This window comes from Microbacterium xanthum (assembly GCF_034531355.1).
In the GTDB taxonomy this organism is placed as follows: Bacteria; Actinomycetota; Actinomycetes; order Actinomycetales; family Microbacteriaceae; genus Microbacterium; species Microbacterium xanthum.
Map to the genome: position 1 here is coordinate 46828 of NZ_JAWHUE010000004.1, position 14634 is coordinate 61461.

The following is a 14634-nucleotide window of genomic DNA, read 5'->3' on the forward strand; positions in this document are numbered from 1 at the left end:
CGGGTCAGCTCTCGCCGCCCGCGTTGCCGCTCGTCCCCGCGGTGACGTCGTGGAGTCGGTACTTCTCGATCGCCCGGGCGGACAGCGACGCGTCGACAGCACCCTCCGCGGCGAGCGCCTGAAGCGCGCGGACGACGAGGGACGGTCCGTCGATCTTGAAGAACCGACGTGCGGCCGGGCGGGTGTCGGAGAAACCGAAGCCGTCGGCGCCGAGGGTCGCGAACTGCCCGGGTACCCACGGGCGGATCTGGTCCTGCACGGCGTGCATGAAGTCGCTGACGGCGATCACCGGGCCCTGCGCGTCGCGCAGCTTCTCGGTGACGTATGCGGTGCGCGGCTCGCTCTCGGGGTGCAGGAAGTTGTGCTCGTCGGCGGCGAGGCCGTCGCGACGCAGCTCCGTCCACGAGGTGACCGACCAGACGTCCGCGTGGACACCCCAATCGTCGCGGAGCAGCTGCTGCGCCTCGAGTGCCCACGGCACACCGACACCCGAGGCCAACAGCTGGGTCCGGGGACCCTCGCCCGTCGCCTCGGAGATCCGGTGCATTCCCCGCACGATGCCATCGACGTCCACGCCCTCCGGTTCGGCCGGCTGGACGAGCGGTTCGTTGTAGACCGTCAGGTAGTACATGACGTTCGGGTCCGGGTGGTTCCCTCCGTACATGCGCTCGATGCCCGCGCGCACGATGTGGGCGATCTCGTAGCCGTACGCCGGGTCGTAGGAGACCGTGGCGGGGTTCGTCGAGGCCAGGAGGTGCGAGTGACCGTCCGCGTGTTGCAGGCCTTCGCCGGTGAGGGTCGTGCGCCCGGCGGTGGCGCCGATGATGAACCCCCGCGCCATCTGGTCACCGGCTGCCCACTGCGCGTCGCCGGTGCGCTGGAAGCCGAACATCGAATAGAAGATGTAGACCGGGATGAGCGGTTCGCCGTGGGTCGAGTACGCGGTGCCGACGCCGGTGAAAGCCGCCATCGCGCCGGCTTCGTTGATGCCGACGTGCATGATCTGGCCCTGCGGGCTCTCCTTGTAGGCCAGGAGGAGCTCCCGGTCGACGGAGGTGTAATGCTGCCCGTTGGGGTTGTAGATCTTCGCGGTCGGGAAGAACGCGTCCATGCCGAAGGTGCGTGCTTCGTCCGGGATGATCGGCACGATCCGGTGGCCGAAGTCCTTCGCGCGGAGGAGGTCCTTCAGCAGTCGCACGAACGCCATCGTCGTGGCGACCTCCTGGGTGCCCGACCCCTTCTTGGGCAGGGCATAGGCCTTGTCGTCGGGCAGCTGCAGCCCGACGTGGTGCGTGCGACGCTCCGGCAGGAATCCGCCCAGTGATCGACGGCGCTCGAGCATGTACTCGATGGTCTCGTCCTGCTCGCCGGGGTGGAAGTACGGCGGCAGATAGGGGTTGTCTTCGAGCTGCGCGTCCGAGATCGGGATGTGCATCGCGTCGCGGAAGAGCTTGAGATCGTCGAGGGTCATCTTCTTCATCTGGTGGGTCGCGTTGCGGCCCTCGAAGTGCGGCCCGAGGCCGTAGCCCTTGATCGTCTTGGCCAGGATGACCGTGGGCTGGCCCTTGTGCTCACGCGCGGCCTTGAATGCGGCGTACACCTTGCGGTAGTCGTGGCCGCCGCGCTTGAGGTTCCAGATCTGCTCGTCGGAGTAGTCCTTGACCAAGGCCGCGGTGCGCTCGTCCCGTCCGAAGAAGTGCTCGCGCACGAAGGCGCCGTTCTCCGTCTTGTAGGTCTGGTAGTCGCCGTCGGGCGTGACGTTCATGAGGTTGCGCAGCGCGCCGTCGCCGTCGCGACCGAGGAGTTCGTCCCACTCGCGACCCCAGATCACCTTGATCACATTCCAGCCGGCGCCGCGGAAGAAGCTCTCCAACTCCTGGATGATCTTGCCGTTTCCGCGGACGGGTCCGTCCAATCGCTGCAGGTTGCAGTTGACGATGAACGTCAGGTTGTCCAGGCCCTCGTTCGCGGCGACCTGCAGCTGCCCGCGGCTTTCAACCTCGTCCATCTCGCCGTCGCCGAGGAACGCCCACACATGGGAATCGGCGACGTCCTTGATGCCCCGGTTCGAAAGGTACTTGTTGGTCATCGCCTGATAGACCGCGTTGATCGGGCCGAGGCCCATCGAGACGGTCGGGAATTGCCAGAACTCCGGCATGAGGCGCGGGTGCGGGTAGGAGGGAAGCCCGTGCGGCGCCGCGGACTTCTCCTGCCGGAACCCGTCGAGCTGGTCTTCGCTGAGGCGTCCCTCGAGGTAGGCACGCGCGTACGTGCCCGGGGAGGCGTGACCCTGGATGAAGATCTGATCGCCGCCGGAGGGGTCGTCCAGGCCGCGGAAGAAGTGGTTGAAGCCGACTTCGTAGAGGGCCGCCGAAGACGCGTAGGTGGAGATGTGCCCGCCCACACCGATTCCGGGGCGCTGCGCGCGGTGCACGGTGATCGCCGCGTTCCAGCGGATCCAGGCCCGGTAGCGGCGCTCGAGCTCCTCGTCGCCGGGGAATTCCGGTTCGGCGTCCGGGGCGATGGTGTTGATGTAATCCGTGGTGGGCACCATCGGCACGCCGAGGTGCAGCTCCTTGGATTCCTTCAGCAGGCTCAGCATGATCTCGCGGCCGCGCTCGTGACCGCGCGCGTCGACGAGCTGCTGGAGCGACTCACGCCACTCCGCGGTCTCGTCGGGGTCGCTGTCGAGAGGGCCCTGGGAGTACGGATCCTGATCGTGGACAGTCACGTGAGACCTTTCGTCGGATGGCAGATCGTGCCAGGCAATCGGAGGGGCGCGATGCCGCGTTTGTCCGCTATGCACAAACGCGCCGCCGCTCAGCCTACCCTCACCTCGGGCGCGGGACGCCGACGCGCGCGCCGCGTCGCGCTCGACCTAGACTGGGCGGGAGGGGCCTTTAGCTCAGCTGGTAGAGCGCCACGTTTACACCGTGGATGTCGTCGGTTCGATCCCGGCAGGGCCCACCATCAGCCCGACCTGCGCGTCGGCGGTCAATTATGTTGGTCGGGTGAAGGCTTCTCCCCGCGATCAGCGCGCGCTCCTCGACCTTGCCGAGCTCGACTCCCGCATCAGGCGCGCGGAGGCGGCGCGCGCCAACCCGCCGCACGCGGCGCGCGTGAAGGATCTCCTCGCGCGCCGGCAGACGCTCAGCCAGGAGCTGACGGGTCTGCTCGGCGCACGCGACGACCTTCGGACGGAGGTGTCGCGGATCGAGTCCGACGTCGCGGTGGTCGATGCGCGACGCGCACGTGACACGGAAAGACTGGCAGCGACCTCGAACGTCAAGGAAGCACAGGGGCTCGAGAGCGAGCTCGCTTCGCTCGCGCGCCGGAAGAGCGACCTCGAGGACGCCGAACTGGAGGTGATGGAGCGGCTCGAGGCCGCCGAGCAAGCCGTCGCCGTGCAGGAGGAGCTCATCGCGCGGACCAACGCGGAGGGCGCCGAACTGAGCGCCGCGGGAAAGGCCGCCGTCGAAGACGCGACCCGCGACCTGGAGGCCGCGGGCCGCGATCGCCGTGCCGTCGCCGACGGGATCGCAGCCGACCTCGTCGCCCTCTACGACAAGCTGGCGTCCCGCAACGCGGGTGCGGGGCTGCTCACCCGCAACACCTGCGGCGGATGCCACATGGTGCTCTCCGGCACCGACCTGGGCGGGCTCCGGCGCGCCGAGGAGGACGAGGTGGTGATGTGCCCCGAGTGCGGCTGCATCCTCGTCCGGACGGAGGAGTCGGGGCTATGAGCACGCTCATCGTCGAGGCCGACGGCGGCTCGCGAGGAAACCCCGGGACGGCTGCCGGCGGCGCGGTGGTCATCGATGCCGCGTCGGGGGAGATCCTGTGCGAGCTCGGCGTCTACGTCGGCGTGGCGACCAACAACGTCGCGGAGTACAACGGCATGATCGTCGGCGTGGAGGCGGCGTTGGCCCGTGATCCCGACGCTGCGATTCACGTCAAGATGGATTCGAAGCTGGTCGTCGAACAGATGACCGGTCGGTGGAAGATCAAGCACCCCGACATGCAGGTCCTCGCTCGTCGCGCACACGAACTCATCGGAGCGCGACCGGTCACGTTCGAGTGGGTTCCGCGCGCCGAGAACGCGCGCGCCGACGCGGCAGCCAATGAGGCCATGGACCGCCGTGACGGCTTCCGCCGCGACGTCGGCTGAGCCGCCCCCGACCTGGACCGTCGTCGGCGACCGCGGGGACGCGGTGGTGCTCGCGGATCTGGACCCCGACGCCCGGGAGATCCGCCGCGTGCAGGTCGCGGCGGTCGACCTCCCCGGCGTCGTCGCCGAGCGAGAACGGAGCAATCCGGCACGATGGGTCTGGCACGACTCCGCTCAGCGCTACCCGCCGTTGCTCGATGCGGGCGTGCGGGTGGCCCGCTGCCACGATCTGCGACTCGCGCGACGGATCCTCGCCGGGAACCCGCACGTGGCCGACGGCACGGATCTGCGCCGCGATGATGTCTGGTCCGACACGCCGGCGACGCCTGTGCTCGCGAACGGCGAGACGTTGTTCGACCTGGGCGCGCCCGGAGGGGGGTCCTCGACGATCGAGGAGACGCTCGCGGAGTTCGCCCGGCAGCGCCGCGCGCTGCGCTCGACTCGCGCGGGAACCGGGCTTCACCTTCTCGTCGCCGCAGAGTCGGCCGGTGCCTTGATCGCGTGCGAGATGCATGCGGCGGGCCTTCCCTGGGACGAGACCCGGCACGGCGATGTCCTCGTGAGCGAGCTGGGTCCGCGCCCGGCTCCGGGGACACGACCGGTGCGGTTGGAGGATCTTGCGAGCCGCCTGCGGGCACAGCTCGAAGCTCCCGGCCTGAATCCGGACTCGCCCGTCCAGCTCCTGCGCGCCCTCCAACGGCAGGGACTGCCGGTGGGATCGACGGGTCGGTGGGAACTCGCCGGGCTGCGCCATCCGGCTGTTCCCACCGTCTTGGAGTACAAGCGGTTGGCGCGATTGTGGGCCGCGAACGGCTGGGCGTGGCTCGACGAGTGGGTCCGGCAGGGCCGTTTCCGTCCCGTGTACATCCCCGCCGGCGTGGTGACCGGTCGGTGGGCGAGCGCCGGCGGGGGAGCGCTGCAGATCCCGCGCGGGTTGCGTGTCGCGGTGCGCGCCGACCCCGGGTGGCGGCTGGTCGTGGCCGACGTCGCGCAGCTCGAGCCGCGCGTGCTGTGCGCGATGTCGCGGGACATGGCGTTGGCGGACGCGGCCCGGGGACGCGATCTCTACGAGGGGATCGTCGCGGGCGGGGCCGTCACGAATCGCGACGATGCCAAGATCGCGATGCTCGGCGCGATGTACGGGGCCACGACAGGCGAGAGTGGACGCTTGGTCCCGCGTCTGCGGCGCGCCTACCCGCGCGCGATGGGACTCGTGGACGCGGCTGCTCGACGAGGTGAGGACGGCGAATCCGTCGCCACGCTGCTGGGGCGCACGAGCCCCGAGCCCGACGGGGCTTGGGTGCGCGCGCAGTCGCGGGCGAGCGAGGCGGACGCGCGCGAGGACGAGGTCGTTCGCGCGCGGCGGTCCGCGCGCGAGCGGGGTCGTTTCACCAGGAATTTCGTGGTCCAGGGGACGGCGGCCGAATGGGCGCTGTCCTGGCTGGCCGATCTGCGGATGCGCCTCGCATCCATGCCGGAGGGGCGGGTCCTCGCTCCCGGATCAGGCCCGGTGTTCGCCCGCCGAGCGCACATCGCCTTCTTCCTCCACGACGAGGTGATCGTGCACTGTCCCGAGGAGCAGGCCCACGACGTCGTCGGCGCCGTGCGCGCCGCTGCGAACACGGCGGGGCGGTTGCTGTTCGGAGACTTCCCGTTGGACTTCCCTCTCGACGCGCGGGCGACCCGGACGGCGGCGAAAGACTGACGGCGGCGGCGCTAGGATCGAAGCGCGAATGGGTCGGCCGGACGGTCGCGTTGCGCATGGCGCACCGAGGAACGTCCGGGCTCCACAGGGCAGGGCGGTGGGTAACACCCACCCGGAGTGATCCGCGAGACAGTGCCACAGAGAGCAGACCGCCGGGCAACGCCCGGTAAGGGTGAAAGGGCGGTGTAAGAGACCACCGGGATCGTGGTGACACGATCTGCACGGCAAACCTCGCCCGGAGCAAGGCCAGACAGGGGATGACGACGCGGCCCGCCGAGTCCCCGGGTAGGCCGCTGGAGCGTCACGGCGACGTGGCGCCGAGAGAGATGACCGTCGAAGGGGCGCAAGCCCCGGAACAGAACCCGGCGTACAGGCCGGCCCATTCGCCTCAGTCCACTGCGAGGGACGCGGCGCCGATGATGCCCGCGTTGTTGCGGTGCACCGCCGGCACGATCGGGGTCTTGATATCGAGCAGGGGGAGGAACTCATCCGCGTGCTTGGACACGCCACCCCCGACCACGAACAGGTCCGGGCTGAACAGGAACTCGATGTGGCTGTAATACCACTGCAGGCGTCCGGCCCACTTCTTCCACGAGAGCTCTTCGCGCTCCATCGCCGAATAAGCCGCGTACGCCTCCGCGTCCTTGCCGTGCTTGGCGCGGTGCACGTGGCCGAGTTCGGTGTTGGGGATGAGGGTCCCGTCGTAGATCATCGCCGAGCCGATCCCCGTTCCCAGGGTGGTGAGGATGGTCAACCCCGCCACCCCCTTGGCGGCGCCGTAGCGGACTTCGGCGATTCCGGCCACATCGGCATCGTTGGCGAAGTGGATGTCGCGACCGAGTCCTTCCTCGAAGAAGGCCTCCGCTTCGAAGCCGATCCACTCGTCCGCGACGTTGGCGGCCGACAGGGTGCGGCCGGCCTTGACGATCGCGGGGAAGGCGACCCCGAGCGGGATGCCGGCATCGGTGACGCCGAGCTTGTCCAGAACGACCGTCACCGCGTCGAGCACGTCCCGGGGCTTGGCGCCCTTCGGCGTGGACACCTTGACGCGGTCGCTGATGAGTTCGCCGCGCTCCAGATCGACGATGCCGCCCTTGATGCCCGTGCCGCCGATGTCGACGCCGACCGCACGGGTGCTGTTGGTTGCCATGCCATCATGCTATCCACCGCCGGGCGGCGCATCAGTAGGATCGGAGGCACCCGGGCGCCGGTCGGTGCGGGAGACGGAGGAGTGAGCGATGTCGGCGAGTGATGAGAAGTTCTGGTACAACCTGTCGACCGGTCAGGTCGAACAAGGACATGTCTCCCCGGCGGTCGACCGTGCCGGGCCGTTCGACACAGCCGACGAGGCGGCTCGCGCCCCGCAGCTGATGAAGGAGCGCTCGCGCGCGTGGGCCGAAGACGAGGCCAGAGACGACGCGTGGGGCGCGTCGGGTCCGGCGCCCGAGGACAAGTAGTCTGGCAGTCAGCCGACCGACTTCAGCGGAGGGAATGTGATGGACAAGCAGCGGGACTTCGTGCTGCGCACGATCGAGGAGCGCGGCGTGAAGTTCGTCCGCCTCTGGTTCACCGATGTGATCGGAACCCTCAAGTCCGTGGCGATCGCGCCCGCCGAGGTCGAGGGGGCGTTCAACGAGGGGCTCGGCTTCGACGGATCCGCCATCGAGGGTCTGACCCGGACATACGAGTCGGACCTCCTCGCGCATCCGGACCCCACGACGTTCCAGACTCTGCCCTGGCGGGGTGAGATCGACCCGACCGGGCGCATGTTCTGCGACATCACCACCCCCGACGGTCAGCCCGCGGTCGCCGATCCGCGCTACGTTCTCAAGCGCTCGCTCGCCAAGGCGGCCGACGCCGGGTTCACCTTCTACACCCACCCCGAGATCGAGTTCTACCTCCTGAAGTCATCCCGCTTCGGCGCCGAGGGGCCGCAGCCGGTGGATTCGGCGGGGTACTTCGACAACGTCCCCGGCGGGACCGCGCACGATTTCCGTCGTCGCTCGGTGCGCATGCTGGAAGACCTCGGCATCTCGGTCGAGTTCAGCCATCACGAGGGTGGGCCGGGGCAGAATGAGATCGATCTCCGCTACGCCGATGCGTTGACGACCGCTGACAACATCATGACCTTCCGCACGGTCATCAAAGAGGTCGCGATCGAGCAGGGCGTCTACGCCACGTTCATGCCCAAGCCCCTCAGCGGACGACCGGGGAGCGGCATGCACACCCACATGTCCCTGTTCGAGGGCGACCTGAACGCCTTCTACGAAGAAGGCGCCCAGTACCAGCTCTCCAAGACGGGCCGACAGTTCATCGCGGGACTGCTGCGCCATGCGAACGAGATCGCAGCCGTCACCAACCAGTTCGTCAACTCTTACAAGCGCTTGTGGGGCGGTGACGAGGCGCCCAGCTTCATCTGCTGGGGTCACAACAACCGATCCGCGCTGGTGCGTGTGCCGATGTACAAGCCGAACAAGGGACAGTCCTCTCGGGTCGAGTACCGCGGGATCGATTCGGCGGCGAATCCGTATCTCGCATATGCCTTGATGCTCTCCGCCGGTCTGAAGGGCATCGAGGAGGGCTACGAGCTTCCCGCCGAGGCCGAGGACAATGTGTGGTCGCTCACCGACTCCGAACGACGGGCGCTCGGCTACGCGCCGCTGCCGACCAGCCTGGACCACGCTCTGGAGTACATGGAGGAGTCGGAGCTGGTCGCCGAGACACTCGGTGAGCAGGTCTTCAACTACGTGCTGCTGAACAAGCGTCGCGAATGGCACGAGTACCGGTCGCAGGTGACGCCCTTCGAGTTGCAGAGCAACCTCGAGATGCTCTGACGCCGGCTCCATGGCCAGTGATCGCTCGTCCACCCTCACCGGTCTCGCCCGTGTGGGATTCAGCCGTCTGACGGCCGCCGATGCCGATCTGACCGAGCTCGGCGACCTCCTCGGGGTGGCCTGGGAGGAGCTGCGGGACGCGGCCGCCGACGCGGCCGATCCCGACGCAGCCGTCTCGGGCATCCTGTTCATCGCCCGTCGCGATGCCGACGCCGTACGCTCCCTGGTGCCGCACGGGACCGGCTGGCGCGCGCTGTGGGCGCTGCTGGGTGCGTCGTCGGGCTTCGCGGAGTTCTTCCTGCGTCACCCGGAGGAGTTGCGGCATCTCCCCGACGCCGGGACGCGTCTGCCGACGGACCTGGAGCTGAATCGGGAGCTGCTCGAGGCGGTCGGTGCCGTGGACGGCTTCGCTGCAGACGGCAGTGAGAACGCCTGGGTGGCGCTGCGCGTTCGATATCGCCGCATGTTGGCCCGGATCGCGGCCTTCGATCTGCTCAGTGCCTCACCGGTCGATCAGGTGCCGTTCGTGGCGGGTCGACTCGCCGACGCGGCCGCGGCGGCACTGGAGGCTTCCCTCTGTGTGGCACGCACGCGCGTGTCGTCCACGGGAGCGGCATTCCCGCGTGAACACGTCGCCGCCACGAAGCTCGCCGTCATCGGCATGGGGAAGACCGGTGCGCGGGAGCTGAACTACATCAGCGATGTCGATGTCATCTTCGTCGGAGACGGCGAGGACTGGCTGCGCGAGGAAGTGGGGGAGAGTCGCGTCGTCGACATCGCCACGCGATTGGCCGTGCAGATGATGCGCGGCGTTTCGGAGATGGAGATCGAGCCACCGCTGTGGGAGGTGGATGCGAACCTCCGCCCGGAAGGTAAGCAGGGGGCGCTCGTGCGCACCCTCGATTCCCATCTGTCCTACTACGACCGGTGGGCCAAGAGCTGGGAGTTCCAGGCGCTGCTGAAGGCGCGGGCCATCGCCGGCGATCTCGAGCTCGGTGAGGCTTATGTCAATGCCGTCGGTCCGAAGATCTGGACCAGCGCCGCGCGGGAGAACTTCGTCGACAGCGTGCAACGCATGCGTGAGCGGGTCACCGACAACATTCCACCCGATGACGTCGCGCGGCAGATCAAGCTCGGCCCGGGCGGCATCCGCGATGTCGAGTTCACCGTCCAACTGCTCCAGCTGGTCCACGGGTTGTCCGACCATGGGATCCGGCAGCGCAGCACGTTGGCCGCGCTGGACGCGCTGGTGGCGGAGGGGTACATCGGCCGCGCCGAGGCGGCGGCGTTCTCACGCGATTACCGCATGCTGCGCCTCCTCGAGCACCGGGTGCAGCTGCGACATCTGCGACGAACCCATCTGATGCCCGAGGAACCCGAGGCGTTGCGGGCGCTGGCCCGCGCGACGGACCTCGGCGACACCGGCGAGGCCGTCCTGGCGATGTGGGAGTCGGTCAAGCGCGAGGTCCGCGACATTCACGTGCGCCTGTTCTACCGGCCGTTGCTCTCGGCTGTGGCGGCGTTGCCGGAGGCCGAGCGTTCGCTGTCGCCCGAGCAGGCGAAAGACCGTCTCGCGGCGATCGGCTTCCGGGATCCGTCCGGCGCGCTCCGCCATATCGGGGCCCTCACCTCCGGCCTCAGCCGCAAGTCCCAGATCCAACGGCACCTGATGCCCGTGATGCTGCGATGGTTCGCGGACGGTGTCGATCCCGATTACGGTCTGATCGCCTTCCGCCGCCTGAGTGAGCGGCTGGGGGACTCGCCTTGGTTCCTTCGGATGCTGCGGGACTCCTCGGGCGCGGCCGAGGACCTCACCCGGGTGTTGTCGGGGTCCCGCTACGTCGGTGAGCTGATGGAGTGGATCCCGGAGGCCGCGGCGTGGTTGGACGACACCCAGCGCCTGCGGCCTCGGACCGGCGTCGCCCTCCAGGAGGAGGCGCGGGCGATCCAGACGCGCCACGACAACGTCGAGGACGCCATGCACTCGGTACGCGGTCTCCGCCGACGCGAGATGCTGCGCACGGCCATGGGGGGCATCCTCGGGGTCCTGACCATCGAGGAGATCGCCGATACGCTCACCACGATCAACGAGGTGACGATCCAGGCCACCCTTCGCGCCGTGCGACGGGAGGTCGTACCGCCGGAGGACGACGCGCTGGATTTCTCCATCATCGCGATGGGGCGTTTCGGTGGACGAGAGCTCGGATTCGGATCCGATGCGGATGTGATGTACGTCTACCGCCCCAACGGTGTCGATCCGCAGCGGGCGAATCAGCTCGCGCAGGCTCTCGTTCAAGGCCTGCGACGCCATTCCGAAGACCACCGCCTGCCGCTCGACCTCGACGCGGAACTGCGCCCCGAAGGCCGCAACGGCCCTCTCGTGCGCTCGCTCGATTCCTACGCCGAGTACTACCGCCGCTGGTCGCTGTCCTGGGAGGCGCAGGCTCTGCTGCGCGCGCGCGGCATCGCGGGCAGCGTCAAACTCATCCGCGCATTCATCGCACTCGCCGACGAGGTGCGGTATCCGACGGATGCCGATCGACAGGGGCTGCGGGAGATCAAACGCATCAAGGCACGCGTCGAGAACGAACGACTCCCGCAGGGCGCGGATCCCGCTCGTCACCTCAAGCTCGGCCCGGGCGGATTGAGCGACGTGGAGTGGCTGGTCCAGTTGCTGCAGCTCCAGCACGCGCACGCGGTCGACGGCATGCGGACCACCTCGACGCTGGACGCGCTCGAGGCGGCGCGCGACGCCGGACTCGTGACGGCGGCGGCGACGGACCGGCTGACGGCCGCGTGGCGATTGGCGAGCCGGTTGCGTTCGGCGAACACCCTCCTGTCGGGGCAGACCAGCGATATCCTGCCGACCGACCGGGGCAAGCTGGACGGGATCGGCCGGCTGCTGGAGATGCCTCCGCACAGCGCCAGCGCCGTGGAGGAGGAATGGGTCAGAACGGCCCGGCGCGCGCGACGAACCTTCGACAAGCTCTTCTACGGGTGAGTCGCTGAGGAGACACAGCACCCGTCGAGGCTCTGTCTCGGGCCCGCGACGACGAAAGAAGGCCCCCGGGGGAACCGGGGGCCTTCTGCACGCGCGGGCGTCAGACGCCGAAGTAGAGCTCGAACTCGAACGGGTGCGGACGCTGGGCGATCGGCTGGATCTCGTTCTCGATCTTGTACTCGATCCACGTCTCGATCAGCTCGGGGGTGAACACGCCGCCGGCGAGAAGGAACTCGTGGTCGTTGCGCAGCGCCTCGAGCGAATCCAGCAGCGAGTTGGGTACCTGCGGGATGTTCTTGGCTTCCTCGGGCGGCAGCTCGTACAGGTCCTTGTCGACCGGCTCGTGCGGCTCGATGCGGTTCTTGATGCCGTCGATGCCGGCCATCAGCTGAGCCGCGAACGCGAGGTACGGGTTGCCGGAGGCGTCGGGCGCGCGGAACTCGATGCGCTTGGCCTTCGGGTTCGATCCCGTGATCGGGATGCGGATCGCGGCGGAGCGGTTACCGGCCGAGTAGACCAGGTTCACCGGAGCCTCGAAGCCCTTCACCAGACGGTGGTAGCTGTTCAGCGTCGGGTTCGTGAAGGCGAGGACGGCGGGTGCGTGCGCCAGGATGCCGCCGATGTACCAGCGGGCGATGTCGGACAGGCCGCCGTAGCCCTTCTCGTCGTAGAACAGGGGCTGGCCGCCGTTCCACAAGGACTGGTGGGTGTGCATGCCCGAACCGTTGTCACCGAAGAGCGGCTTCGGCATGAACGTGGCCGTCTTGCCCCACTGGTCGGCGGTGTTCTTGACGATGTACTTGAACTTCAAGATGTCGTCCGCAGCGTGGACCATCGTGTCGAACTTGTAGTTGATCTCCTGCTGACCGGCGGTGCCGACCTCGTGGTGCGCGCGCTCGAGCTCGAGGCCGCTGGCGATCAGGCGGAGGCTGATGTCGTCACGCAGGTCGGCGGTCTTGTCCACCGGCGAGACGGGGAAGTAGCCGCCCTTGTAGGGGGTCTTGTTGGCGAGGTTGCCGCCCTCTTCGCTCCGCGCGGTGTTCCAGGCGCCCTCGACCGAGTCGACGGAGTAGAAGCTGGTGTTCTGCTTCACCTCGTAGCGGACGTCGTCGAAGATGTAGAACTCCGCCTCCGGGGCGAAGTAGGCGGTGTCGGCGATGCCGGTCGAGGCGAGGTACTTCTCGGCCTTCTTGGCGACCTGACGGGGGTCCTTGCCGTAGATCTCGCCGTTGCGCGGGTTGTAGATGTCGAAGACCATGATCAGGGTCTTCTCGTCGCGGAACGGGTCGAGGTAGGCCGTCGACACGTCCGGGATGAGCTGCATGTCCGACTCGTGGATGTTCGCGAAACCGCGGATCGACGAGCCGTCGAAGAGCTGTCCGACGGTGAAGAACTCCTCGTCGACGGTCGAGGCGGGGATGTTGAAGTGCTGCTGCACACCAGGGAGATCCGTGAAGCGGATGTCGAGGAACTTGACGTCCTCGTCCTTGATGAACTTCAGCACCTCGGATGAATCACTGAACATGGAGTCTCCAGAGGTAGGGCGTTCGGGAACTGCCAACCCGCGAGCGGGCATGGCTTGCACGGTACCGACAGGGCATTGCCCCGCCGTGACACCATTGTTTCCGCCAGGTTACAGGGGTCTGGGTAGGCTTGTGCGGTGACAGAGCCGCGATACCCCGGAGAACGCCTGGACCTGCCTGAATCCGGACGCGGCTCGATCGGCCGGATCGGGCGGCGTGTCGGCGCGCTGTTCATCGACTACGGCGCGGCGTACGTCCTCGCGGGTCTGTTCGTGACGGACCCGGATGGTCTGCCGGCGGTCTTCTCCGGCGACCCGGTGGTCATCGCGGCGCTGTTCGTCGCGATCCAGGTCGTGTTCCCACCGATGCTGCAGGGCAGCCCGGGTCATCGCATCGTCGGTCTCCGGCTGACCCGCCTCGACGGCGCCTGGGTAGGCCTGTGGCGGCCGGTCGTGCGCGCACTTCTGCTGGTGCTGGTCATCCCGGCCGTGATCTGGGATGCCGATCAGCGAGGTCTTCACGACAAGGCCGCGGGCACCGTCCTCGTGCGGGGCTGAGCTCTCGCGGCGGACGATCAGCGAGGGCGCGGTGCGCGCACGCGGTTCGGATCCATGCCCTTCGGGATCGGCAGCGACGCGAGCGACTGAGACACCGAGTCGACACGCTTGATCACCGCGGCCATGGTCGCGCGATCGATCGCCTTCGGGAGCTTCTTGATCGTGGTCGCGAGCTTCGCGATCGGCACCTCGTCAGCGCCGTGGCCGACGTAGAGAACCGTGATCGGCACGCCGGAGGCGACACGCTTGATCTTCGACCGCTCGTCGTTGACGAGTCGCGTGAGGCGACCACGTGCGCCCTCGCCGACGATGACCACACCGCCGCGCCCGATCGCGCGGTAGACCGCCTCCTGCGTCTTCGGGTTGATGCCGACCGGCATCTCACTGGCCTGCCAACGACGACCCAGCGACGTGGACATGACGTGACCGGTCGCTCCGGGCGTGCCGTCGATCTGGCGGTACATCGCCTTGGTGGACAGACGCGTCATGGTCATCATGGCCGCGAGGATGCCGGCCATCAGTCCCGTGATGCCCCACAGCAGAACGCTCCACCACGCCACCGGCGGGATGAGGAATCCGATTCCCACACCGGCGGCGACACCGACGACGAGGATGCCGACGAGGAGGTACGGCAGCCAGGGGAACGCCTTGCGCGTGAACGTGAACAGGGTGCGGAGCTGGGAGAAGAAGCCGGGACGCTTCTCCGGGGTCGTGCTGCGGGCCATGACACCAGACTACCTTTCGGCACGCTCGACCATCGGCCACCACTGCTCCTCCCCACCCCGCCCTCCGATGTCGGCCGTCCACACGCTGCTGCGGTGCCGCGTCACGGCGCGGCTATCGGCG

The 14634-nt window shown here is 68.3% G+C and carries 11 protein-coding genes, 1 tRNA gene and 1 other RNA gene; 9 read left to right on the forward strand and 4 right to left on the reverse strand.

What is annotated here, in order from left to right; translation table 11 throughout:
* Nucleotides 1–4: 4 nt before the first annotated feature.
* Entirely contained in the window at nt 5–2731 is a 2727-nt protein-coding gene (gene aceE / locus RZO50_RS12555) for a pyruvate dehydrogenase (acetyl-transferring), homodimeric type (RefSeq protein WP_322600077.1), read from the reverse strand.
* Nucleotides 2732–2894: 163 nt separating this feature from the next.
* On the opposite strand from aceE, the gene RZO50_RS12560 reads away from it, so the two are divergent.
* The 5 genes from RZO50_RS12560 (at nt 2895) to rnpB (ending at nt 6259) form a co-directional block, all read left to right on the forward strand.
* Nucleotides 2895–2970 (forward strand) — tRNA-Val (locus RZO50_RS12560).
* A 41-nt stretch (nt 2971–3011) separates the two neighbouring features.
* Nucleotides 3012–3743, forward strand: a complete 732-nt coding sequence (locus RZO50_RS12565) for a zinc ribbon domain-containing protein (RefSeq protein WP_322600078.1) — start codon at nt 3012–3014, stop codon at nt 3741–3743.
* A complete protein-coding gene (locus RZO50_RS12570) occupies nt 3740–4168 on the forward strand; it encodes a reverse transcriptase-like protein (RefSeq protein ID WP_322600079.1) in 429 nt (142 codons plus the stop codon). The genes RZO50_RS12565 and RZO50_RS12570 overlap by 4 nt, the downstream gene beginning before the upstream one ends.
* On the forward strand, nt 4122–5873 hold the full coding sequence (locus RZO50_RS12575) for a bifunctional 3'-5' exonuclease/DNA polymerase (RefSeq protein WP_416211603.1): 1752 nt from the start codon (nt 4122–4124) through the stop codon (nt 5871–5873). Before RZO50_RS12570 ends, RZO50_RS12575 begins: the two co-directional genes overlap by 47 nt.
* A gap of 29 nt (nt 5874–5902) precedes the next feature.
* Nucleotides 5903–6259: RNase P RNA component class A (gene rnpB, locus RZO50_RS12580), an RNA gene on the forward strand.
* A 2-nt stretch (nt 6260–6261) separates the two neighbouring features.
* Here rnpB and ppgK read toward each other — a convergent pair.
* Nucleotides 6262–7023: a polyphosphate--glucose phosphotransferase gene (gene ppgK / locus RZO50_RS12585; protein WP_322600081.1), complete on the reverse strand. Its 762-nt coding sequence runs from the start codon at nt 7021–7023 to the stop codon at nt 6262–6264.
* Nucleotides 7024–7111: 88 nt separating this feature from the next.
* Between ppgK and RZO50_RS12590 the strand changes: the two genes are divergently transcribed.
* From RZO50_RS12590 to RZO50_RS12600, 3 genes are read left to right on the forward strand one after another with little or no spacing between them, the layout of a single operon-like run.
* Entirely contained in the window at nt 7112–7330 is a 219-nt protein-coding gene (locus RZO50_RS12590; RefSeq protein ID WP_322600082.1) for an SPOR domain-containing protein, read from the forward strand.
* Between the two features lie 39 nt (nt 7331–7369).
* Entirely contained in the window at nt 7370–8707 is a 1338-nt protein-coding gene (glnA, locus tag RZO50_RS12595; protein ID WP_322600083.1) for a type I glutamate--ammonia ligase, read from the forward strand.
* Nucleotides 8708–8717: 10 nt separating this feature from the next.
* A complete protein-coding gene (locus RZO50_RS12600) occupies nt 8718–11708 on the forward strand; it encodes a bifunctional [glutamine synthetase] adenylyltransferase/[glutamine synthetase]-adenylyl-L-tyrosine phosphorylase (RefSeq protein WP_322600084.1) in 2991 nt (996 codons plus the stop codon).
* A 100-nt stretch (nt 11709–11808) separates the two neighbouring features.
* On the opposite strand, the gene glnA (RZO50_RS12605) is transcribed toward RZO50_RS12600, so the two are convergent.
* Entirely contained in the window at nt 11809–13233 is a 1425-nt protein-coding gene (gene glnA, locus RZO50_RS12605) for a type I glutamate--ammonia ligase (protein ID WP_322600085.1), read from the reverse strand.
* 135 nt (nt 13234–13368) lie between these two features.
* On the opposite strand from glnA (RZO50_RS12605), the gene RZO50_RS12610 reads away from it, so the two are divergent.
* Entirely contained in the window at nt 13369–13788 is a 420-nt protein-coding gene (locus RZO50_RS12610; protein ID WP_322600086.1) for an RDD family protein, read from the forward strand.
* Nucleotides 13789–13805: 17 nt separating this feature from the next.
* Here RZO50_RS12610 and RZO50_RS12615 read toward each other — a convergent pair whose 3' ends face one another.
* Entirely contained in the window at nt 13806–14513 is a 708-nt protein-coding gene (locus RZO50_RS12615; RefSeq protein WP_322600087.1) for a DUF4191 domain-containing protein, read from the reverse strand.
* Nucleotides 14514–14634 lie beyond the last annotated feature (121 nt).